The organism is Streptomyces flaveolus (assembly GCF_000716535.1).
In the GTDB taxonomy this organism is placed as follows: domain Bacteria; phylum Actinomycetota; class Actinomycetes; order Streptomycetales; family Streptomycetaceae; genus Streptomyces; species Streptomyces flaveolus_A.
The window spans coordinates 231,218-251,680 of the sequence record NZ_JNWV01000010.1 but is presented as its reverse complement, the minus strand read 5'-3'; the positions used below and the strand labels follow the sequence as shown (position 1 = coordinate 251,680).

Genomic DNA, 20,463 nt, shown 5'->3' with positions numbered 1-20,463 from the left:
CCATGAACCGAACCGCACTGGGCCTCGCCGTAGGGGCCGGATATCTGCTCGGACGCACGAAGAAGCTGAAGATGGCGCTCGCGATCGGCTCCGCCGTGGCCGGCAAGAAGCTCAATCTCAGCCCGAAGATGCTCGCTGAGCTGGTGAACCAGCAGCTGAAGAACAATCCTCAGTTCAAGGAGATCGGCGACCAGCTGCGCCAGGATCTGCGCGGCGTCGGCAAGGCCGCCTCCGGCGCGATGGTCGAGCGGCAGATGAACTCGCTCGCCGACCGGCTGCACGGTCGTACGTCCCAGGTACGCGAGCAGCTGTCCGGAGTCGTGCCGTCCGGCTCGGACGAGGAGCGGGAAGAGGGCGAGGAGGAGCAGGAGGAGACGCGGGGTGAGAAGCCCCCCAGGGGGGAGGATCGGGGCGACGCGGACGAGGCGCCCCGGAAGCGGACGGGCAAGAAGCCGGTGAAGAAGGCCCCGGTGAAGAAGGCTCCCGGTGGGACGGCAGCCGACAAGACCCCGGCCAAGAAGGCTGCGGTCAAGAAGACGGACGCGGCCCGCAAGTCGGCCGCGAGTAAGACGGCGGCGGTCGGCGGTGCGACCCGGAGCGCCGTCTCCCGGCAGTCGAAGGGCGGCGATGACCAATGACCGAGACCCTCGGAAGAGTGACCTCCAAGGCCGGCCAGGCCACGGGCGGCGCGTCTGCGCTGACCGGTCTCGCTCACAGTGAGGCAGCCAACCGGCTGAAGGAAGAGGCCCGGGAGTACGCGAGCGCGCAGGCCCAGCGACTGCTGGCCGGGTTCGGCCGCAAGCTCGGCCAGACCACCGGCAAGCTGAACGACATCGCCGAGGGCAACAGCCCGGGCTTCGCCAAACTGGCGCTGGAGGGCGGGCGCAAGCTCGCCGAGGGCAAGGGACCGCTGCGCTCGGCGCTGGAACTGGGCGCCTCCCACGCCAAGGACAAGGTGATGGGCACCCTGCGGGGCCTCGGCGGCAGCAAGGGCAAGAAGGGCGGCGCGGGCAAGAAGCCCACGGTGATCATCGAGTCCGTCGACGTCGGCGTACCGCTGCGCACGGCCTACGACCAGTGGACCCAGTACCAGTCCTTCTCCACCTTCGCCAAGGGCGTCAAGAGCGCGAGCCGCGCCGACGACACCCATTCCGACTGGCAGGCGAAGATCTTCTGGTCCAGCCGGAGCTGGAAGGCGAAGACCACCGAGCAGATCCCCGACTACCGCATCCAGTGGACCTCCGAGGGCCCCAAGGGCACCACAAAGGGCGTGGTCTCCTTCCACCGGCTGGAGGAGAACCTCACCCGGGTGCTGCTGGTCATGGAGTACTACCCGACCGGCCTCTTCGAGAAGACCGGCAACATCTGGCGCGCCCAGGGCCGCCGGGCCAGGCTGGACCTGAAGAACTTCGCCCGCTTCATCACTCTCAAGGGAGAGGCGGAGGACAGCTGGCGCGGCGAGATCCGCGACGGCGAGGTCGTCCGCAGCCACGAGGACGCCCTCGCGGAGGAGGAAGAGGAGGCCCGGGGAGAGGAAGAAGAGGGCGAAGAGCAGGAAGAGGGCGAAGAGCAGGAAGAGGGCGAAGAGCAGGAAGAGGGCGAAGAGGAGGCCGAGGGCGAAGAGAAGCCCGAGGGCCGGGAGCGCCCCGAGGAAGGCGAAGAGGGCGAAGAGGAGGAAGAGGAGGAGGAAGAGGAGCCCTACGAGGACGAGTACGAGGGCGAGACCGAGGAAGAAGCCGGGGAGGGCGACAAGGAGGGCGACGAGGACTCGTACGAGGACGAGGCCGAGGAGCCCGCCGAGGACGAGGAAGGCGCTGAGGAAGAGGAGGACGAGTACGAGGAAGAGGAGCCTGAGCACGCTGAGCGCGGGAGCCGTCGATGACGACACCCGGCCGCTTTCCCGAGCCCTATGGCCAGGGCTCGGGGGCGAACCTCGCCGACATCCTTGAACGTGTACTCGACAAGGGTGTCGTCATCGCGGGGGACATCAGGATCAACCTGCTCGACATCGAACTGCTCACCGTCAAGCTGCGCCTCATCGTCGCCTCGGTCGACAAGGCCAAGGAGATGGGCATCGACTGGTGGGAGAGCGACCCGGCGCTCTCCTCCCGGGCCCGTCGTGACGAGCTGACCCGGGAGAACGCCGAGCTGCGAGAACGGCTCGCCCGGCTGGAGGAACTGGAGTCGGGCCGCGCCCCGAAGGAGGCACCATGACGACCGGACTGCGGTACGTGTACGCCGTCTGCCGTCCCTTCGGGACACCTCTGCAAGCACAGCTGCGGGGCGTCGGCGGCGCCCCGCCGGCGCTGCTGCACCATCACGGGCTGGTCGCGGTGGTCAGTATGGTCCCGGAGGCCGATTTCTGCGCGGAGGCGCTGAAGGCCCACCTGGAGGACCTGGACTGGCTGGCCGCGACCGCCCGCGCCCACCAGGGCGTCGTCGACGCGCTCACCACGGTGACCACCCCGCTGCCGCTGCGGCTCGCGACCGTCTTCCGTGACGACAGCGCCGTGCGCATGATGATCGAGGCCCGTGAGGAGGACTTCCGGCGCCTGCTCGACCGCCTGCACGGCCGCGTGGAGTGGGGCGTGAAGGTGTACCTGGAACCCGAGCCCGCCGAACCCGAGCCCGCCGAGGCGGCGCGGCCGGCCAGCGGGCGGGACTACCTGCGCCGCCGGCGCCTGCAGAGCCACGCGCAGGAGGAGAAGTGGCAGCGGGCCGAGCGGTTCGCCCACTCCCTGCACGAGCGCCTCGCCGAGCGCGCCGAAGATTTCCGGATGCATCCGCCGCAGAATTCCGCGCTCTCCGGAACGCCGGGACGCAATGTGCTCAACGCGGCCTATCTCGTGCCCCGGGAGCATTCCGAGGAATTCGTGGAAATGGTGGACCGGACGAAGGACGAGGCACCCGGACTGCGGGTGGAACTCACCGGTCCGTGGGCCGCGTACTCGTTTTCCGGTGAGGAATCCGGAGCGGAACCGAGCGTGGAATCGGGGGAGGGGCGGTGACCGTAGTCGAACGCCGCGAGATCGCGCTGGTCGACCTCCTGGACCGGCTGCTGGCCGGCGGAGTCGTCATCACCGGCGACATCACCCTGCGCATCGCGGACGTCGATCTCGTCCGCATCGACCTGAACGCGCTCATCAGTTCCGTGAACGAGCAGGTCCCGTCGCCCTTCGAGGAGCTCCTATGACCGCGCGGCAGCGGCGCAAACGGCTCGACCTGGAACCCGACACGGTCGAGCGCGACCTGGTGAAACTCGTGCTTACCGTGGTGGAGTTGCTGCGCCAGCTGATGGAGCGGCAGGCCGTGCGCCGCTTCGACACCGGTGAGCTGACCGAGGAGCAGGAGGAGCGGATCGGGCTCACCCTGATGCTCCTGGAGGACCGGATGGCCGAGCTGCGGGACCGCTACGGACTGCGGCCCGAGGACCTCAACCTGGACCTCGGGCCGCTCGGCCCGCTGCTTCCGCGCGATGGGCACTAGTGCGGTGGACCTCCGTGCGGTGGACCGCGCCGGGCACTAGGCACGGCGGACCGCTCACCACTTGTGGCAGAGGCCCCTGTCGCCGGCCGCGGTCGTGCCGCGTACCAGGAATCCCAGCGGCCCCTGCCGCCGTCCGGGTGTCCCGGAAGGCGCGGATCAGAGTTCTTTACGGCACAGAACTTCCCCGTGCAGGACCGCGAACCAGCCGTCCTCCCGCCGGCCCCAGTCCCGCCAGGCCTCCGACACGGCCCGCAACCGCTCCGCCGTCGCGTGACCTGACCGCGTCGCCCGGTCGGCGTAGTCGGAGGCGAGGGTGCGGTCCGCCCACAGGCCGCTCCACCAGGCCCGCTCCTCGGGCGTGGCGAACGTCCAGGTGCTGGAGCCGGCCGTGACGTCCCGCAGGCCCGCGGCCCGCGCCCACGCCGCCAGCCGGCGCCCGGCGTCGGGTTCACCGCCGTTGGCGCGGGCCACCCGCTCGTACAGGTCCAGCCAGTCGTCCAGGCCGGGCACCGCCGGATACCAGGTCATCGCCGCGTAGTCCGCGTCCCGTACGGCGATGAACCCGCCCGGCTTCGTCACCCGGCGCATCTCGCGCAGCGCCCGCACGGGGTCGCCGACGTGCTGGAGCACCTGGTGGGCGTGGACCACGCAGAAGGTGTCGTCCGGGTAGTCCAGGGCGTGGACGTCGGCCACCGCGAAGTCGACGTTCGTCAGACCGCGGCCGGCCGCGGTGGCCCGGGCCTGTTCCAGGACGCCGGGTGCCCGGTCGACGCCGGTGACCCGGCCGTCGGGGACCAGTTCCGCCAGGTCGGCGGTGATGGTCCCGGGCCCGCAGCCGATGTCCAGGATCCTCATGTGGGGCTTCAGCACGCCGAGCAGGTAGGCCGCGGAGTTGGCTGCGGTCCGCCAGGTGTGCGACCGCAGCACCGACTCGTGGTGCCCGTGCGTGTAGACGGCGGTCTCCTGCGCTTTCGGCATGGCTGAACCCCTCACCCTCGTCGGCGTCACCGGCCGGACCCGGCCGCCGGTACGGCCCCACCGTACGCGGGCATGCCGAATGATGAGACCTGGATTTCACCATGTGGACGGAGGGGGTGTCTCGCACGCCTCAGCGGGTGGCCGGCAGAGGGCGGTAGACCGTCAGTGCCTCCGGGAGCTTCTCCAGGGTCATCTCGCCCGACACCGCCGTCACCTCACCGTCGTACGCCATCGGGGTGCCCGGCGCGATCCCGGTCAGCCGCAGCCGGTTCACCTGGACCGCCGCGTGCCCGGGCGAGCGGGTCAGCGGGCCCGCCACCGCCGCCGTGAGCAGCCGCAGCGCGGGCCTGCCGTTGCCGTGCACCACCCGCACGTCCAGCAGGCCGTCCGCCAGATCGGTACGGCGCCCCGGGGTGAGGCCCACGCGGTGGTAGACGCCGTTGCCGACGAACAGCAGCCACAGGGGCCGCCGCTCACCGCCCAGCTCCACCTCCAGCGGGTGCCGGCCGGCGCGCAGTACGCGCAGCGCGCCGAGCACCCCGGCCGGCCAGCCGCCGATCCGGCTCGACCAGCTGTCCCGCGCGCGCACCAGCTCCGGGTACACGCCCAGGCTCAGCGTGTTGAGGAACAGCCCCCGCGTCTCCGGAGTGGTGAACCGGACCGCGTCCACCCGGACCGCCTCGCCGTACCGGACGGCCTGGGCCAGCTGGCGTTCGTCCTCCACGCCCAGGTCGTAGGCGAAGTGGTTGAGGGTGCCGCCCGGCAGCACCGCCAGCGGCAGATCGTGCCGCAGCGCGACCCCGGCCGCCGCGTTCACCGTGCCGTCGCCCCCGCACACCCCGAGCACCCGGGCGCGGACCGCCGCCTTCTCCAGCTCGTCGCCGACCTCCTCCGGCGCGCACTCGACGATCTCCGCCCTCGGCAGCGCGTCGTGCAGCGCCCGCACCCGGTCCGCCGTCCCCGACGACCGGTTGGCGACCACCACCAGACCGTCGCCCTCGGGCAGCGCGGGGGCCGCGGCGCGCGGCCGGTCGGGGCGCCGGATCTGGGAGCGGGTCGGCACCAGACGCCGTACCAGGAAGGCGGCGCCCGCGCCGAGTGCCGCCCCGGCCAGTACGTCGCTCGGGAAGTGCACCCCCGTGTACACCCGGGACATCGCCACCGAGAACGCCGCCGGTGCCACGGCCGCGCCCCACGCCGGGGACTCCAGGGCGACGCCGGTGGCGAAGGCGGCGGCGGACGCCGCGTGGCCCGACGGGAAGGAGGTGGTGATCGGCTGCCGCTTCAGCCGCCGCACCAGTGGGACCGGGTCCAGCACCGGCCGGGCCCGGCGCACCGAGCGCTTGCCGAGCGTGTTGATCGTCAACGAGGCCAGGCCGAGCGAGACCAGGCCGCGGGCCGCCGCCCGGCGGGCCCGGGGCGTACGGCTCGCGGCCATCGCGGCGGCCGTCGCGAACCACAGCACCCCGTGGTTCGCGCTGCGGCTCAGGCGGGGCAGGACGCGTTCGGCGCCGGGCCAGTGCCAGGCGGCGGCGGCTTCGAACAGGCGGCCGTCGAGATGGAGCAGCGTACGCAGCGGGGCGCGGGCGGCGGTCGCGGGGGCAGTCAGGTCCACGTCTGGGCTCATGCGGTGCGGTTACCCTGAAGTGCCCGTTTCTTGTCCCCGTGCGCCGGCCGCCGGCCCGGTGCGAGAGGAGAACCCGGATGCGTCTGCTCCTCGTCCGCCACGGCCAGACCCCGTCCAACCTGAACCACCTGCTGGACACCGCCGTGCCCGGCCCGGGGCTGACCCCCCTCGGCGAGGCGCAGGCCGCCGCGCTGACCGAGGCGCTCGCCGGCGAGGACATCGAGGCGCTCTACGCGTCCACGCTGGTCCGCACCCAGCTCACGGCCGCCCCGCTGGCCGCCGCCCGCGGCCTGGAGGTCATCGTCCGCGACGGCATCCGCGAGCTGTCCGCCGGCGACCTGGAGATGCTGCCGGGGCACACCCCGGAGGGCGAGCGGTATCTGCGCACGGTGTTCGCCTGGGCCGCCGGGGACACCGCGCTGCGCATGCCCGGCGGGGAGAGCGGCGAGGAGGCTCTGGCCCGGTACGACGCGGTGGTCGCCGAGGCCGCCGCGAGCGGCGCCGGGTCCGTCGCCATGGTCAGCCACGGCGCCGCGATCCGCGTCTGGACCGCCGCCCGCGCCGACAACGTCGACGTCACCTTCGCAGCGACCCACCCCCTGGAGAACACCGGCGTGATCATCCTGGAAGGCTCCCCGACGGACGGCTGGAAGGCCCTGTCCTGGGAGGGCGCCGCAGTGGAACCGGCGGGCGAGGGCGGCCCGGCGGGCGAGGCGCTGGGCGCGACGGGGTAGCCGGCGGGTCGCCCGGCGGGGGGCGCCGACGAGGGGCGGTCGGCGCGGGGCCGAACGGTGCAGCCATCGGTCGCCGCGGGACCGAGCGGTGCAGCCACGGTGACGTCTGGTCGCCGTGGCGCCCGGCATGGTGCCTGGGGCTCCCTTCGGCGGGCCGGAAGCGGCGGCCGAAGCCGCGCCGGTGCCGCGCGCCTGCCGCGAGGCCCGGCACCACCGTGCCCGCACGCTTGCCGCAGTGTCCCGCTGGGCCGGCTTCGCGGTGCCCGCGTGCCGCGGTGCTGTCCCGTTGGCCTGGTTTCGTGGGGGCCGCGTGCTGCCGCAGTGTCCCGCTGGGCCGACACCGTGCCCGCACGCCGCCGCACCGCCCCAGCAGGCCGATTCCGCGGTGCCCGCGTGCTGCCGCAGTGTCCCGCTGGGTCGGCTTCGCGGTGCCCGCGTGCTGCCGCAGTGTCCTGCCAGGCCGGCTCCACCGTGCCCGCACGCTGCCGTACCGCCCCGCCCGGTCGACTCCACCATGCGCGCACGCCACCGCACGCCCCGCCCGGCCGGCTCCACCGTGCCCGCACGCTGCCTGTCCTGCCGAGCCGACTCCACCGTGCCCGCACGCTGCCGTACCGCCCCGCCCGGCCGGCTCCACCGTGCCCGCACGCCGCCGTACCGCCCCGCCCGGCCGGCTCCACCGTGCCCGCACGCCACCGCACCGCCCCACCAAGCCGGCTCCCCGTGCCCCTCATCTCCAGCCGGGCCCGCCGTCTCGCGCCGCTTCCCGGGACCGGGGCGGTGGATAAGGGTTTGCCTCGGGTGTGGGGTGGCTCGGAGAATGCCTGGCCATGGGACATCTGGAAGCCGCGCACCTGGAGTACTACCTCCCCGACGGGAGGGCGCTGCTCGGCGATGTGTCCTTCCGGGTGGGCGATGGGGCCGTCGTCGCCCTGGTCGGTCCGAACGGCGCCGGCAAGACCACCTTGCTGCGGCTGATCTCCGGCGAGCTGAAACCGCACGGCGGCAGCGTCACCGTCGGCGGCGGGCTCGGCGTGATGCGCCAGTTCGTCGGCTCCGTACGGGACGAGACGACCGTGCGCGACCTCCTCGTCTCCGTCGCCCCGCCCCGCATCCGCGAGGCGGCGAAGGCGGTCGACGAGGCCGAGCACGGCATCATGACCGTCGACGACGAGGCGGCCCAGTTGCGGTACGCGCAGGCCCTCGCCGACTGGGCCGAGGTGCGCGGCTACGAGGCCGAGACCCTGTGGGACATGTGCACCACCGCCGCGCTCGGCGTGCCGTACGAGCGCGCCCAGTGGCGGCAGGTGCGCACCCTCTCCGGCGGTGAGCAGAAGCGGCTCGTGCTGGAGGCGCTGCTGCGCGGCACCGACGAGGTGCTGCTGCTGGACGAGCCGGACAACTACCTCGACGTACCGGGCAAGCGGTGGCTGGAGGAGCAGCTCAAGGAGACCCGGAAGACGGTCCTGTTCGTCTCCCACGACCGCGAACTCCTCGCCCGCGCCGCCGAGAAGATCGTCTCCGTCGAACCGGGCCCGGCCGGCGCCGACGCCTGGGTGCACGGCGGCGGCTTCGCCACCTACCACGAGGCCCGCCGCGAACGCTTCGCCCGCTTCGAGGAGTTGCGCCGCCGCTGGGACGAGAAGCACGCCCAGCTGAAGAAGCTGGTCCTGACGCTGCGTCAGGCAGCCGCCGTCAGCCACGAGATGGCCTCCCGCTACCAGGCCGCCCAGACCCGCCTGCGCAAGTTCGAGGAGGCCGGCCCGCCGCCGGAGCCGCCCCGCGAGCAGGACATCACCATGCGGCTGAAGGGCGGCCGTACCGGCGTACGGGCCGTCACCTGCGAGGGACTCGCACTGACCGGGCTGATGAAGCCGTTCGACCTGGAGGTCTTCTACGGCGAACGGGTCGCCGTCCTCGGCTCCAACGGCTCCGGGAAGTCGCACTTCCTCAGGCTCCTCGCCGGCGAGGACGTCGCCCACACGGGAGAGTGGAAGCTGGGCGCCCGGGTCGTGCCCGGCCACTTCGCCCAGACGCACGCCCACCCCGAACTCCAGGGCCGCACGCTCCTCGACATCCTCTGGAAGGAGCACGCCCAGGACCGGGGCGCCGCCATGTCCCGGCTGCGCCGCTACGAACTCACCCAGCAGGCCGAGCAGGCCTTCGACCGGCTCTCCGGCGGACAGCAGGCCCGCTTCCAGATCCTGCTGCTGGAGCTGGCCGGTGCCACCGCGCTGCTCCTGGACGAGCCCACCGACAACCTCGACCTGGAGTCGGCCGAGGCCCTCCAGGAGGGTCTGGAGGCGTTCCAGGGCACGGTCCTCGCGGTCACCCACGACCGCTGGTTCGCCCGCTCCTTCGACCGCTTCCTGGTCTTCGGCTCCGACGGCCGGGTCCGCGAGACACCGGAACCGGTCTGGGACGAACGGCGGGTGGAGCGGGCCCGCTGACGCGGACCACCCGCGCCGCTCGGCCGGCCCGCCGTCCCGCGGCCGTCACTTCCAGCGCAGCAGTGCGCCCATGCCGCCCGCCGCGACCTCGTCGCCGGTCTCCTCCAGCACCGGCGTCAGCGAGAGGACCGGTGCGTCCGTCACCACGGCCGCCCGCACCAGCGCGTCATCGGCACGGGCCGGCCAGGCGTGCTGCTCGCCGATGGTCCGCAGCTCCGAACGGCGGGCCGCCAACTGGTCCGGGTCCTCGCCGATCCACACCTCGCGGTGCGTGTCCGGCGCGTCCGGGCGGATCAGCAGCTCGGCCAGCCGGTGTTCACGCGCCGCCTCGACGAGCTGCGGCACACCCTCGATCGCCGCGGCCCGCCGCTCCTCGTCGGGCGTCCGGGCCGCCCGGTACCGGTCCACCTCGGCCAGGACCCGCTCCCGGACGTGCCGGGCCCGGATGTCCTCCACCTCCTGCGGCAGCAGCCTGCTGCCGATGCCGTGCGCGGCCTCCTCCGCCCGGTCCCGCAGGTGCTGGGGGAGCTGCTCGTGCACCGACCGGCACGCGCGCTCCTCCCCGCACAGGATCAGCAGGTCGGCCCCGGTCTCCGCCTGGCAGTCCGCGAGCGCCTCGGCGATCTCCCGGGCGTTGTACTCCCAGGTGTTCTCCACCTTGAGCTGGAAGTGCCGCTCGGACCAGTCGGAGGCCTTCGACCGGTGCATCGGCCACTGCCGGGTGCCCGTGACGTGCCCGGCCTCCTCCTGGAGCACCGCGCTGCGCAGCTCGAAGTCGGCACCGGTGCGGTCGATGTACGCCACCAGCGACACCGGGTCCTCCCCGGCCAGGTCCAGCAACGGCGTGACGTGCGGCAGCGTTCCCCAGTGCACCAGGCCGTGCGGCGGGGTCTGGGTCAGCGGCACCTGGAGCACCACCTCGCCGCTGCGGGCGAAGACGGCCCGCCCGTACGGCTCCGTGCTGTGCCGCAGCGCGTCCAGGGTGTCGTACACCGCCCGGCAGGTGGCCTCGTCGGCACCCTGCTCGCGCAGTTGCCGGGCCACCGCCTCCGCCGTCAGATGCCGCCGGTGCCCCATGTCCTCGTCGTGCTGCGACAGGTCGACGTACGCGGAGGCCCAGGACCCCGGATGTTCGTACAGTGGACTCAGGAACGCGAGCTCCATGGATTCCTCCCGGAAATCGCTCGGGGGCAGTGCGTGCCGGGCGGGTACCCGTAGCCCATGAACGAACACGACGAGCGGGGCACCACCATGACCGGAGTCGACCCCAGCCGGCTGGACGACCAGCAGCTCATGAAGGAGCTGGAGACGATCCACCGCACGCGCCACGACACTCTCCTGTACGGCTCGAACGACGCACTGCGGGCCCACAACGAGCGCATGGCGCAGCTGGAAGGCGAGTACCTGCGCCGCAACCCACGCCGCCTGGTGAGCGCGGCCCGCACCCGCGAGGGCGCCCGTGAGCGCGGCTGCGGCGAGACGGCGACCCCGGGCACGCCCGGCACCTGACGCCGCCCCGGGCACACCCGCAGGACGGCACCCTCACGAGACGAGGCACTCACACGAAAGGGCCGGCCCTGACGGGCCGGCCCCCGCACATCCCTCGTCCGGTCAGCCGGCCTCGCCGGCGAACACGTGCAGGAACGCGTCGCAGAACGCCTTCAGGTCGTCCGGCTTGCGGCTGGTCACCAGCTGGTTGGAGCCGTGATCGCAGATCTTCACCTGCTCGTCCACCCAGGTGCCGCCGGCGTTCCGGATGTCGGTGCGCAGACTCGGCCAGGAGGTCAGCACCCGGCCGCGCACGACGTCCGCCTCCACCAGCGTCCACGGCGCGTGGCAGATCGCGGCGACCGGACGGCCCCGCTCGAAGAAGTCCTTCACGAACGCGACGGCCTTCTCGTCCATCCGCAGGAAGTCCGGGTTGGCCACCCCGCCCGGCAGGACGAGACCGCCGAACGACCCGGCCGACGTCTCACCCACCACCTCGTCCACGGGGAAGGTGTCCGCCTTGTCGAGATGGTTGAACGCCTGGATCTTCCCGGACTGGGTCGACACCAGCACCGGCTCGTGCCCGGCACCGGAGGCCGCCTGCCACGGCTCGGTCAGCTCGACCTGCTCGACGCCCTCGGGTGCCACCAGAAACGCGATACGCATGATTCCTCAGCTTCCTTTCACTCTCCGCAGCGTGGCCCGGTGGGCCCGGGCCCGGCGCTTCCTCGCCCGGGCCGCCCGCCGGCAGCGCACCAGCTCCTCGCCGTACGGCAGCAGCACGCACGCGCCGACCACGAGGCCGATGCCCGCCAGGTAGCCGGGCGACAGCGGGCGCCGGCGCGGCACCAGGCGCCAGGCGTCCGGATCCCCGCGCCCCCCGCGCAGCAGCGACCGCACCTGATCGGCGTGCAGGCACATCAGCGAGACCAGCCCGCCGAACGGCAGCGACTCCAGAAAGCTGTGGATGTGCTGCTCGACGGGCTTGACCTCACGGTCGCCGTGGACGGCGGTCCGCACGTCCCACAGCGCCGTCGCCTCGTGCACCGCCGCCGCGCCGAGCTGCACGGACAGCAGCAGCGGATTGACCTCGTAGCGCAGGGTGAGCGCGATGGGCAGGCCCACCTCGGCCATCATCAACGAATGGATCAGGGACTCCTTCGTCCCCGTCGTGTCCTCGATCCTGGTCCGCCGGTGCATCGCCCAGTCGGCGAGCCCCGGCACGAACCAGCCGGGCAGCAGCCCGTACAGCAGAAACCGCGTGGTGGCGTCCCCCACGTCGACCGTGGCACCGCGCGCGATGTCGGCCGCCTGGTCCTGGCTCATGCGCCGCCCGCCACGGCCTCGGCCAGCTGCTGCATGTTCTCGTACCGGCCGCCGTGCGGCAGCCCGGCCACCGCGTCGATCAGCCCGCCGGGAGCGTTGCTCCGGCGCAGTGCCCGGGCCAGCTCGCCCGGCTTCGCGGGGAAGGCGTGCCGGCTCAGGTGCCGGGCCAGCTCCAGCCGGGTCCGCTCCAGCGATGCCGGAGACCCCAGACCGCCCACCGGTCCGCTCCACACCTCCGGATCGTCGTCCGCGGCCGGCTCCGGGTCGTGCCACTCCTCCACACGCGTGGGGTGGCCGGACCGGAGCAGACCCTTCAGTTCGTGTTTCATCTCGTCGTCCCGGTGGACGCTCAGCCGGTCACTGCCTCGCTGCATGTCTCCCTCCAGAGGGTCGAAGGTCCGCACCGCGTACCCGGTACCGCACGTCCGACACGGGGTCGGCGCCGCGCGGCCACCGCTCGGCCTAGTGCTTCTGCCGGCCCGGCAGGAACTCCTGCACCTTCGCCTTCAGCCCCTGCTTGACCATCGAGCCCCGGTCGGCGTCGCCCTTGAGGATCGACGCGGCCGTGGCCTCCATCTGCTCCCAGCTGGCGTGCGGCGGGATCGGCGGTACGGCGGGGTCGGTGAGGAACTCGATCACCGCCGGTCCGTCCGCCTCCAGGGCGGCCCGCCAGCCCGCCTCCACGTCCTCCGGCTTCTCCACCCGGATCCCGGTCAGACCGAGCGACCGGGCGAAGGCCGCGTACTGCACATCGGGGATCGACTGCGACGGCAGGAACGACGGGGCGCCCTCCATGGCCCGCATCTCCCACGTCACCTGGTTCAGGTCCTGGTTGTTCCACACGGCCACCACGAGCCGCGGATCCGACCAGCGGTCCTGGTACTTCGCCGCCGTGATCATCTCCGCCAGGCCGTTCATCTGCATCGCCCCGTCCCCGACCAGGGCGAACACCGGCCGGTCAGGGTGCGCGAACTTCGCGCCGATCGCGTACGGCACGCCCGGGCCCATCGTCGCCAGCGTCCCGGACAGCGAACCGCGCATGCCCGGCCGCATCGTGATGTGCCGCGCGTACCAGTTGGCGACCGACCCCGAGTCCGAGGTGAGGATCGCGTTGTCCGGCAGCAGGGGGTCCAGCGCGCGGGCCACGTGCTCCGGGTTGATCGGATCGGCCGACAGCCCGGCCCGCCGCTCCATCGTCTCGTGCCAGCGCTTCACGTTCGCGCACACCGTGTCGTACCACTCGCGCCCGCGGCCCTCCGCCTTCAGCAGCGGGATCAGCCGCCGCAGCGTGGCCTGGGCGTCACCGACCAGGTTCACCTCGTACGGATAGCGCATGCCGATCATGTGCGGGTCGATGTCGATCTGCACTCCGCGGGCCTTGCCGAAGTCCGGCATGAACTGCGTGTACGGGAAGGACGAGCCGATCGTCAGCAGCGTGTCGCAGTCTCGCATCATCTCGTACGACGCCCGGCTGCCCAGCAGCCCGATCGGCCCGGTGACGTACGGCAGCTCGTCGCTCAGCACGTCCTTGCCGAGCAGTGCCTTCGCCACCCCTGCGCCGAGCAGCTCGGCGACCTCCCGGACCTCCGCTTCCGCGCCCGCGGCACCCTGTCCGATCAGGATGGCCACCTTGTCGCCCGCGTTCAGGACGTCCGCCGCCCGGCGCAGCGCCTCGTCCGTCGGGGTCGCCGTGTAGTCGCTCATCCCCAGGCTGGAGGGCACCATCTTGAACTGGTGCGTCGGCGGCGAGTAGTCCAGCTCCTGCACATCGCCCGGGATGATCAGCGCGGTCGGGCAGCGCCGGGCGTACGCCGTCCGGATGGCCCGGTCCAGCACGTTCGGCAACTGCTCCGGCACGGTCACCGTCTCGACGAACTCCGAGGCGACGTCCTTGAACAGCGTGTGCAGGTCGACCTCCTGCTGGTACGAACCGCCCATCGCCGTCCGGTTGGTCTGCCCGACGATCGCCAGCACCGGCACATGGTCCAGTTTCGCGTCGTACAGGCCGTTGAGCAGATGGATGGCCCCCGGCCCCGAGGTCGCCGCGCAGACCCCGATCCGGCCGCTGAACTTCGCGTACCCGACCGCCTCGAACGCGGACATCTCCTCGTGCCGGGACTGGATGAACCGCGGCTGGTCCTCGGCGCGGCCCCAGGCGGCGAGCAGCCCGTTGATGCCGTCGCCCGGGTAGCCGAAAACCTGTTCCACCCCCCAAGCGCGCAGGCGCTCGAGGATGTGGTCCGAGACCTTGGTGCTCATGGAGAGACCTCCCGGTGCAGTGCGAAGCGGACGATCCGGTCAGCGCTTACCGAGTCACCTGCGCGGGGGACGGAAAACCTCCGGGGGCGGGTGCGGGGGCGGGTTCCGGGGCGCCTCGTGCGTGCCGCCGGCCGGACTGTCACCCGGCCGGCCCCGCGTGTCCCGCTAATGGGCTCCGGCCGCGCGCGGTACGGCGGCCCGCGGGCTGTCATGGCAGCGAGGGCACGACCCGTGCCCCCGTCACCCGGGCACCGCACGGTGTCGCCGACGCCCTGTACGACGGCCGCACCGCGCGCGACCGGTACGCCGGTGCACGCCGTACCGCGTGCCGACGCCCGGCCGTTTCCCGCCGCCATCCGCCATCCGCCGTCCGCTGTCGAGGAGCCCCTCCCATGCGCCGCACCGCCCGCGCCCTGTCCGCCGCCCTCGCCGCCGGTGCCGTGCTCGCCCTCACCGGCCCCACCGCCGTCGCGGCCCCCGCCTCCGGCACCACCCGTCCCGCCGCCGCGTCCTGCGACCCCGTCGGCGGACCGGCACCGGTCGCGCTCGCCGCCACCTCACCGGCCTTGCCCGACGGCACCCCGCACCCCAGCCGGGTCACCGCCCGCACCATCGCCGGTGACGAGGCCGGGAGCGCCCCCCGGGGCGCCGTCCCCGCCGCCGGCCGGACCGTCGACGGCCCCTGCCCGTCCGCCTCCGAGACCCCGGGCAAGCCCCTGACCGGCGGCCACCCCGTCACGCGGAGCGGCGAGGCCCCCACGGCGCCGTACCCGGTCTGCGTGGACGGCACACCGTGTGGTCCGGACAGCCCGCAGAACGCCGGGCGGGAGGACGCGGGGGCCGTGCCCGGACTGGACGGCATCGGGGACCCGGGCGCCGGGACCGGGCCGGGTACGGCGTGGGACGGCCTCGGCCAGGACGGCCTCGGCCAGGACGGTGCGGGTGGACTCGACGCCGGGGAGGTGGGACCCGGACAGGCGACCGGACCGGACGGTGCCGGCAAGGACGGGGGCGGGACGGGAGCCGGGCGGGAGGGCGTCGGGCAGGACAGTGCCGGACGACAGAACACCGGCAAGGACTCCGCCGGTCGGGACAGCACGGGGAAGGACTCCGGCGGGCGGGACGGCACCAGCAAGGACTCCGCCGGGCAGGACGGTTCCGGGCGGGAGTGCGCTGGGGCCGGGGGCGGCGCCGGGGCGGGCTCCTGCGGTCATGACGACGACTGGTGCGCGCAGTCGCGGGAGGCGACCTGCTCGGACGGCAGCTGCCGCGAGTCCCACGGCTCCGACGCGTGCACGCCGGCCGGCGTCCAGCACGGCGTGGACGCCGGCCGGGGCGGCACCTTCGGCGACTCGGTCCCCGCACTGGCCGCCGGCGCCGCCCTCATCGCCGCCGCCTGCGCGGGCGCCGTCTACCGGCTGTTCGGCCACCGGCGGTTCCGCGGAGGCGAACCCGCGGCGATGTGATCCGGGCAACTCCGGCCACCGCCCATGGAGAGCCGTCCGGCGGGTACACCCCTTCCGAGGGCACCGCCCAGGGACCCCACCGGAACCGCCCGCCGCACAGCCGGCCCGAGACACCACAGGACGCACACGACACGGCACGGACGACGAGACGGACGCCGGCCCCGACAGGTCACAGACCCCCACGGCACGCGCGGACGGCACAGCAGCCCACGAGGACAGCACGGCCCGGATCGGGCGGCACGACGGCACCACGGACTGCGCGGAGGCGGACATGCGGCGGACGGACCCCGAAGAAGGTCACGGCCCCGTCCGCTACGGCCCGCTGCTCCCCGGCGACGGCCTCCCCGTGCTCCCCGAACTCTCCGCCGTACTCTCCGCCGCCGCGAGCCGCGCCGACGCCCATCCCGTCGGCGGGTCCCCCGCCCTGCTGGAGGCGGCCTGCGGCTACTGGACCCGGCGCGGCCTGCCCTGCGTCCCCGACCAGGTGGCCGCCGGACCCGGCGCCCCCGCCCTGCTGCTCGCCCTGACCGCCGCGCTCGCCGGCGACGGCGCGGACGTCCTCGTACCCCGGCCCTGCGCCGCCTGGTGGGCCCCGTACGCCCGCATCCTCGGCCGGCCCGCCTTCCATGTGCCCACGCCGGCCGAGGGCGGCGGCGTCCCCGACCCGTACGCCCTGCTGGAGACCGTCCGCCGGGTCCGCGCCGAGGGCGGCGACCCCCGTCTGCTGGTGCTGTCCGTCGCCGACGACCCCACCGCCACCGTCACCCCGCCCGAACTGCTGCACGAGACCGTCGAGGCCGCCACTGGCGAGGGCCTGCACGTGGTCAGCGACGAGACCTGGCGGGACACCCTGCACGCCCCGCACGACACCGTCCTGCTCAGCCCCGCCGAGATGTGGCCCGACCAGGTCACCGTGGTCACCGACCTGGCCGGCGCCCTGCTGCCCCCCGGCTGGCCCGCCGCCATCGCCCGCTTCCCGGCCACCGACGGCGGACGGCACCTCCACGCGCGCGTGCTCGACATCCTCACCGCGCTCGGCGCCCGTCTCCCCACACCGGTCGCCGCGGCCGCCGGCTACGCCCTGGACGAACCCCCGCCCGTCATCGAACGCCGAGAGGCCACCGTACGGTTGCACGCGCGCGTGGCCGCCGCCGCGCACGCCGCCGTCGTCGCCGCCGGCGCGCTCGCCCGGCCCCCGCAGGCCGGCCGGCACCTGTACGTCGATCTCGGCCCGCTGCGCGAACCGCTCGCCGCCCAAGGCGTCGGCGACGCACAGGAACTGGAGGACCTCCTCACCGCACGGCTCGGCATGCCCGCGCCCGGCGGCCACCGCTTCGGCGACGACCTCGGAGCGCTGCGCGTCCGGCTCGCCACCGGGCCCCTGCTGGGCGCCACGGACGAGGAACGCACGGAATGCCTCACGTCACCAGAACCATTGGAACTGCCACACGTGCAACGCGCGTTGATCTCCTTGAGGTCGGCCTTCGACGATCTCCGCGACGACGCTCAGCGATGGGAGCCTCCTCGATGACGCAGCAGACGCATGAGCCCGGCCCGGCCACGACGACGACCACGGCAGCCGGCGAACCCGGCACGCCGGCCTCCCTCGCGCCCCCTTTCCCGCCCCTGGCCGAGCCCCGCCCGCTGGGCGAACACCGGGCCTGGCCCCGCACGTTCCACGACCGGCTCACCGCCCCGCTGCCCGGCCTGAAGGGCCTCGCCCGCTTCGCCCGCGAAGGCGCCGTGCGCCCCGGCCCCGAAGGCCTCGCCGACATCCCCCGCCTGCCCTACGCGCCGGCCCCGCTGCCCCGCGTCGACACCCGCACCCTCGCCGTCACCTGGGCGGGACACGCGAGCTGGATCGTCCGCATCGGCGGCCTGACCGTCCTCACCGACCCCGTCTGGTCCCGCCGCATCCTCGGCACCCCGGCCCGCATCACCCCCGTGGGCGTGCCCTGGGAGAGCCTGCCCCGCGTCGACGCCGTCGTCATCAGCCACAACCACTACGACCACCTGGACGCCCCCACCCTGCGCCGACTCCCGCGCGACACCCCGGTGTTCGCGCCCGCCGGTCTCGGCCGCTGGTTCCGCCGCCGCCGGTTCACCCGCGTCACCGAACTCGACTGGTGGGAGGGCGCCGAACTCTCCGGGGTCCGCTTCGACTTCGTCCCCGCCCACCACTGGTCCAAGCGCACCCTCACCGACACCTGCCACAGCCTGTGGGGCGGCTGGGTCCTCACCGACTCCGACGGACAGCGCCTCTACTTCGCCGGCGACACCGGTTACGGCCACTGGTTCTCCCGCATCGGCCGCCGCTACCCCGGCATCGACCTCGCCCTGATGCCCATCGGCGCCTACGACCCCCGCTGGTGGCTCAGCGACGTCCACTGCGACCCCGAGGAAGCGGTCCAGGCCACCCTCGACCTCGGCGCCCGCCGCATGGCCCCCATGCACTGGGCCACGTTCATCCTCTCGGCGGAACCGGTCATGGAACCGCTCGACAGGGCCCGGGTGGCCTGGGAGAAGGCGGGGCTGGACCGCGAGGACCTGTGGGACCTCCCGGTGGGAGCCTCAAAGGTGCTGGACCGAAGCGTCGCGTGAGGGGCGCCCCAGCCCGCGACGGTCCGTCACCCGGCGGCGCGGACCCGCCGCCACACACCGGGCGCCGCGCTGATGACGACGGTCAGCACCACCGCCACCACGACCCCCTCCCACGGCTCGTCGAACAACGAACCCCCCAGGATCCCGATCACCTGATACGTGGCCGCCCAGGCGAGACACGCGGGCAGGTTCCCCCGCGCGAACCGCCGCAGCGGCCACTCCGCCATCAGACAGGCCAGCATCACCGGTATCCGCCCGGCCGGCACCAGCCGGGACAGCACCAGCACCGCCACCCCGTGCTCGGCCAGCTTCCCCCGCGCCTGCGCGAGCCGGTCCTCCGGCGCCCGCGACCGGATCGCCTCCAGCCACCGCGATCCGTTCTTGGACCGCATGCCGCGCCGCCCCAGCCAGTACAGCGCCGCGTCCCCGAGGAACGCGGCCAGCGACGCCGTCCCGAACACCAGCGCCAGCGAGTACGGCGCCGTCCGGTGGAACGCCACCACCGCCGCCGAACTCACCAGCGCGCCCGTCGGCACGACCGGCACCAGCGCCCCGATCAGCACGAGCAGGAACAACGACGGATAGCCCACCACCTGCTGCGTGGACTCGGGCGTCACGGCCCGCGACGCGTCGGCGAGCCACGTCACCGCGCGACCTCCAGCCGCACACTCTCCCCGTGCCCCAGCCTGTGCACCGCCACCCGCGGCGCGGCCACCGCCGCCAGCCGCACGAACTCGTCGCCCGGCGCGTGGAACTCGTGCGGGCGCACCGCGTCCATGCCGATCGGCCAGTACGTCCCGTAGTGCACCGGCACCGCCACCCGCGGCGCCAGCCGGGCGAGCGCCCGCGCCGCGCGCCCCGCGTCCAGATGCCCCTCCCCGAGATACGGCCCCCAGCCGCCCACCGGCAGCAGCGCCACGTCCACCGGCCCCACCCGCTCGGCCATGTCGTCGAACAGCCCGGTGTCCCCGGCGAAGTACGTGCGCGCCTCGCCCTCGATGACGTAGCCCAGCGCGGGCGAGCGGTGCGGGCCCACCGGCAGCCGCCGCCCGTCGTGCAGCGCCGGAACCACACGCACCAGCAACTCGCCTATCCGCACCTCGTCCCCGGGGACCACCTCGGTGATCCGTAGCTGTCGCAGCCGGCGCAGACCGGGTACCGCCCGTGGTGCGCCCCGGGGCACGAGCAGGCGCGTGCCCGGGTCGAGGCAGGCCAGCGACGGCAGGTGCAGATGGTCGGCGTGCAGGTGGGAGACCAGCGCCACGTCCGCTCGGCGCGCGTCGGGGGGCGGCACGGCACCCCGGCGGCGTCGCAGATGTGCCAGCCGGCGGGCGAACAGGGGGTCGGTCAGCAGGCGTACGTTCGCATCCTCCAGCGCACAGGTGGCGTGACCCCACCAGGTGATCTCCACCGGCACCTTCTTCGCCTCCTTCACGCGACTCCCCGAAGCCTACGGGCAGGAGTAGGGTCGGCGGCGAAACCCGGAGGTGAGGGGGACGCCATGGGACAGCCGCGGGGTGCCTTCGGAGCGCTCACGACCGTGCGGGTCACCGCCATCGCCAGCCTCACACCCCTGGAGGAGCTGGAGGCCGACCCCTTCCTGGTGGACTCGCGCAGCCAGCACGCGATGTGCGCCCGCTGGGCCGCCGAGCGCGGCTACGTGGTCGCCCGGGAACTTCTCGTCGGCGGACTGCGTTTCGACCACTGCGCGCTCTGGGACGGGGTGCGGCCCGGGGTGGACGTGTTCGTCGCGCCCAGCCTCCGGGTGCTGCGCCGGGCCCTGTCGTCGGTGGAGGAGTTCACCGCCGAGTGCGCGCGCCGGGGCGTGCGCGTGGAGACGGTGGGGCGGGCCGAGCCGGCGTACGACGCGCAGATGAAGGCACGGGTGCACCGCCGGCTGTCGATGCCGACGGCCGGCTACGACGGACGCTGAACCCGTCCCCGTCCCGCTCCCGACGGCCCGCGCGGGCGGACGGCGGCCCGTGTGACAAGGTGGAGCCGGGCTCGATCGGGCCGGTGAAGCGAGAGGAGGCCCCCCGGCCGCAGGG

Annotated in this window: 22 protein-coding genes; 13 read left to right on the top strand and 9 right to left on the bottom strand. The window is 73.8% G+C overall.

Features of this window, described 5'->3' with window-relative positions:
* Positions 1-2: 2 nt before the first annotated feature.
* Genes OO52_RS13015 through OO52_RS12990 form a run of 6 tightly spaced genes read left to right on the top strand, consistent with a single transcriptional unit; the run spans position 3 to position 3,486 of the window.
* A complete protein-coding gene (locus tag OO52_RS13015) occupies positions 3-638 on the top strand; it encodes a hypothetical protein (RefSeq protein WP_030643605.1) in 636 nt (211 codons plus the stop codon).
* Positions 635-1,882, top strand: coding sequence for an SRPBCC family protein (locus tag OO52_RS13010; RefSeq protein WP_030643604.1), 1,248 nt, complete (start codon positions 635-637; stop codon positions 1,880-1,882). Before OO52_RS13015 ends, OO52_RS13010 begins: the two co-directional genes overlap by 4 nt.
* The gene (locus tag OO52_RS13005) at positions 1,879-2,214 is read left to right on the top strand and encodes a gas vesicle protein (RefSeq protein ID WP_030643602.1); all 336 of its coding nucleotides are present in this window, start codon (positions 1,879-1,881) and stop codon (positions 2,212-2,214) included. The genes OO52_RS13010 and OO52_RS13005 overlap by 4 nt, the downstream gene beginning before the upstream one ends.
* Positions 2,211-3,008 (top strand): GvpL/GvpF family gas vesicle protein, encoded by a 798-nt coding sequence (locus OO52_RS13000; RefSeq protein ID WP_030643600.1) that lies wholly within the window; start codon positions 2,211-2,213, stop codon positions 3,006-3,008. Before OO52_RS13005 ends, OO52_RS13000 begins: the two co-directional genes overlap by 4 nt.
* Positions 3,005-3,193: a gas vesicle protein gene (locus tag OO52_RS12995; protein WP_030643599.1), complete on the top strand. Its 189-nt coding sequence runs from the start codon at positions 3,005-3,007 to the stop codon at positions 3,191-3,193. The genes OO52_RS13000 and OO52_RS12995 overlap by 4 nt, the downstream gene beginning before the upstream one ends.
* Positions 3,190-3,486, top strand: a complete 297-nt coding sequence (locus OO52_RS12990) for a gas vesicle protein K (protein ID WP_030643595.1) — start codon at positions 3,190-3,192, stop codon at positions 3,484-3,486. Before OO52_RS12995 ends, OO52_RS12990 begins: the two co-directional genes overlap by 4 nt.
* Before the next feature lie 156 nt (positions 3,487-3,642).
* Here the strand turns inward: OO52_RS12990 and OO52_RS12985 are convergent, their stop codons facing one another.
* Together OO52_RS12985 and OO52_RS12980 are read right to left on the bottom strand one after the other, a co-directional pair.
* Positions 3,643-4,464 (bottom strand): class I SAM-dependent methyltransferase, encoded by an 822-nt coding sequence (locus tag OO52_RS12985; protein WP_030643593.1) that lies wholly within the window; start codon positions 4,462-4,464, stop codon positions 3,643-3,645.
* Between the two features lie 130 nt (positions 4,465-4,594).
* On the bottom strand, positions 4,595-6,091 hold the full coding sequence (locus OO52_RS12980) for a bifunctional phosphatase PAP2/diacylglycerol kinase family protein (protein WP_030643591.1): 1,497 nt from the start codon (positions 6,089-6,091) through the stop codon (positions 4,595-4,597).
* Positions 6,092-6,168: 77 nt separating this feature from the next.
* Here OO52_RS12980 and OO52_RS12975 point away from each other — a divergent pair, with 77 nt between their 5' ends.
* Together OO52_RS12975 and OO52_RS12970 are read left to right on the top strand one after the other, a co-directional pair.
* On the top strand, positions 6,169-6,825 hold the full coding sequence (locus OO52_RS12975; protein WP_030643589.1) for a histidine phosphatase family protein: 657 nt from the start codon (positions 6,169-6,171) through the stop codon (positions 6,823-6,825).
* Between the two features lie 830 nt (positions 6,826-7,655).
* Entirely contained in the window at positions 7,656-9,275 is a 1,620-nt protein-coding gene (locus tag OO52_RS12970) for an ABC-F family ATP-binding cassette domain-containing protein (protein WP_030643582.1), read from the top strand.
* 45 nt (positions 9,276-9,320) lie between these two features.
* Here the strand turns inward: OO52_RS12970 and OO52_RS12965 are convergent, their stop codons facing one another.
* Positions 9,321-10,439 carry a Vms1/Ankzf1 family peptidyl-tRNA hydrolase gene (locus OO52_RS12965; protein ID WP_030643580.1) on the bottom strand — a complete coding sequence of 373 codons (1,119 nt, stop codon included), beginning with the start codon at positions 10,437-10,439 and terminating at the stop codon, positions 9,321-9,323.
* 57 nt (positions 10,440-10,496) lie between these two features.
* Here OO52_RS12965 and OO52_RS12960 point away from each other — a divergent pair, with 57 nt between their 5' ends.
* Complete coding sequence (locus OO52_RS12960; protein ID WP_030643578.1) at positions 10,497-10,784, top strand: DUF6158 family protein; 288 nt, start codon at positions 10,497-10,499, stop codon at positions 10,782-10,784.
* A gap of 102 nt (positions 10,785-10,886) precedes the next feature.
* Here OO52_RS12960 and OO52_RS12955 read toward each other — a convergent pair whose 3' ends face one another.
* The 4 genes from OO52_RS12955 to OO52_RS12940 all read right to left on the bottom strand — a co-directional run bounded on the left by OO52_RS12955 (position 10,887) and on the right by OO52_RS12940 (position 14,348).
* Complete coding sequence (locus OO52_RS12955; protein WP_030643576.1) at positions 10,887-11,429, bottom strand: type 1 glutamine amidotransferase domain-containing protein; 543 nt, start codon at positions 11,427-11,429, stop codon at positions 10,887-10,889.
* A gap of 6 nt (positions 11,430-11,435) precedes the next feature.
* Positions 11,436-12,089 (bottom strand): hypothetical protein, encoded by a 654-nt coding sequence (locus tag OO52_RS12950; protein ID WP_030643574.1) that lies wholly within the window; start codon positions 12,087-12,089, stop codon positions 11,436-11,438.
* A complete protein-coding gene (locus tag OO52_RS12945; RefSeq protein WP_030643572.1) occupies positions 12,086-12,463 on the bottom strand; it encodes a DUF2795 domain-containing protein in 378 nt (125 codons plus the stop codon). The genes OO52_RS12950 and OO52_RS12945 overlap by 4 nt, the downstream gene beginning before the upstream one ends.
* A gap of 88 nt (positions 12,464-12,551) precedes the next feature.
* Positions 12,552-14,348, bottom strand: a complete 1,797-nt coding sequence (locus tag OO52_RS12940) for a thiamine pyrophosphate-requiring protein (protein WP_030643570.1) — start codon at positions 14,346-14,348, stop codon at positions 12,552-12,554.
* A gap of 392 nt (positions 14,349-14,740) precedes the next feature.
* Here OO52_RS12940 and OO52_RS12935 point away from each other — a divergent pair, with 392 nt between their 5' ends.
* From OO52_RS12935 to OO52_RS12925, 3 genes are all read left to right on the top strand, one after another.
* On the top strand, positions 14,741-15,814 hold the full coding sequence (locus tag OO52_RS12935; protein ID WP_037628933.1) for a hypothetical protein: 1,074 nt from the start codon (positions 14,741-14,743) through the stop codon (positions 15,812-15,814).
* 271 nt (positions 15,815-16,085) lie between these two features.
* Positions 16,086-17,345 carry an aminotransferase class I/II-fold pyridoxal phosphate-dependent enzyme gene (locus OO52_RS12930; RefSeq protein WP_030643566.1) on the top strand — a complete coding sequence of 420 codons (1,260 nt, stop codon included), beginning with the start codon at positions 16,086-16,088 and terminating at the stop codon, positions 17,343-17,345.
* Positions 17,342-18,415, top strand: a complete 1,074-nt coding sequence (locus OO52_RS12925; RefSeq protein ID WP_030643565.1) for an MBL fold metallo-hydrolase — start codon at positions 17,342-17,344, stop codon at positions 18,413-18,415. Before OO52_RS12930 ends, OO52_RS12925 begins: the two co-directional genes overlap by 4 nt.
* Before the next feature lie 26 nt (positions 18,416-18,441).
* On the opposite strand, the gene OO52_RS12920 is transcribed toward OO52_RS12925, so the two are convergent.
* Positions 18,442-19,062, bottom strand: coding sequence for a DedA family protein (locus OO52_RS12920; protein WP_030643563.1), 621 nt, complete (start codon positions 19,060-19,062; stop codon positions 18,442-18,444).
* Positions 19,059-19,832 (bottom strand): MBL fold metallo-hydrolase, encoded by a 774-nt coding sequence (locus OO52_RS12915; RefSeq protein ID WP_030643561.1) that lies wholly within the window; start codon positions 19,830-19,832, stop codon positions 19,059-19,061. Before OO52_RS12915 ends, OO52_RS12920 begins: the two co-directional genes overlap by 4 nt.
* An 84-nt stretch (positions 19,833-19,916) precedes the next feature.
* Between OO52_RS12915 and OO52_RS12910 the strand changes: the two genes are divergently transcribed.
* On the top strand, positions 19,917-20,348 hold the full coding sequence (locus OO52_RS12910) for a hypothetical protein (RefSeq protein ID WP_030643559.1): 432 nt from the start codon (positions 19,917-19,919) through the stop codon (positions 20,346-20,348).
* The last annotated feature ends 115 nt before the right edge of the window (positions 20,349-20,463 follow it).

Coding starts and splice junctions, on each gene's coding strand:
- OO52_RS12975 (WP_030643589.1), top strand. CDS start 6,169: ATGCGTCTGCTCCTCGTCCGCCACGGCCAGACCCCGTCCAACCTGAAC.
- OO52_RS12985 (WP_030643593.1), bottom strand. CDS start 4,464: ATGCCGAAAGCGCAGGAGACCGCCGTCTACACGCACGGGCACCACGAG.
- OO52_RS13015 (WP_030643605.1), top strand. CDS start 3: ATGAACCGAACCGCACTGGGCCTCGCCGTAGGGGCCGGATATCTGCTC.
- OO52_RS12935 (WP_037628933.1), top strand. CDS start 14,741: ATGCGCCGCACCGCCCGCGCCCTGTCCGCCGCCCTCGCCGCCGGTGCC.
- OO52_RS13010 (WP_030643604.1), top strand. CDS start 635: ATGACCGAGACCCTCGGAAGAGTGACCTCCAAGGCCGGCCAGGCCACG.
- OO52_RS12955 (WP_030643576.1), bottom strand. CDS start 11,429: ATGCGTATCGCGTTTCTGGTGGCACCCGAGGGCGTCGAGCAGGTCGAG.
- OO52_RS12990 (WP_030643595.1), top strand. CDS start 3,190: ATGACCGCGCGGCAGCGGCGCAAACGGCTCGACCTGGAACCCGACACG.
- OO52_RS13005 (WP_030643602.1), top strand. CDS start 1,879: ATGACGACACCCGGCCGCTTTCCCGAGCCCTATGGCCAGGGCTCGGGG.
- OO52_RS12930 (WP_030643566.1), top strand. CDS start 16,086: ATGCGGCGGACGGACCCCGAAGAAGGTCACGGCCCCGTCCGCTACGGC.
- OO52_RS13000 (WP_030643600.1), top strand. CDS start 2,211: ATGACGACCGGACTGCGGTACGTGTACGCCGTCTGCCGTCCCTTCGGG.
- OO52_RS12960 (WP_030643578.1), top strand. CDS start 10,497: ATGAACGAACACGACGAGCGGGGCACCACCATGACCGGAGTCGACCCC.
- OO52_RS12925 (WP_030643565.1), top strand. CDS start 17,342: ATGACGCAGCAGACGCATGAGCCCGGCCCGGCCACGACGACGACCACG.
- OO52_RS12965 (WP_030643580.1), bottom strand. CDS start 10,439: ATGGAGCTCGCGTTCCTGAGTCCACTGTACGAACATCCGGGGTCCTGG.
- OO52_RS12945 (WP_030643572.1), bottom strand. CDS start 12,463: ATGCAGCGAGGCAGTGACCGGCTGAGCGTCCACCGGGACGACGAGATG.
- OO52_RS12950 (WP_030643574.1), bottom strand. CDS start 12,089: ATGAGCCAGGACCAGGCGGCCGACATCGCGCGCGGTGCCACGGTCGAC.
- OO52_RS12980 (WP_030643591.1), bottom strand. CDS start 6,091: ATGAGCCCAGACGTGGACCTGACTGCCCCCGCGACCGCCGCCCGCGCC.
- OO52_RS12970 (WP_030643582.1), top strand. CDS start 7,656: ATGGGACATCTGGAAGCCGCGCACCTGGAGTACTACCTCCCCGACGGG.
- OO52_RS12910 (WP_030643559.1), top strand. CDS start 19,917: ATGGGACAGCCGCGGGGTGCCTTCGGAGCGCTCACGACCGTGCGGGTC.
- OO52_RS12940 (WP_030643570.1), bottom strand. CDS start 14,348: ATGAGCACCAAGGTCTCGGACCACATCCTCGAGCGCCTGCGCGCTTGG.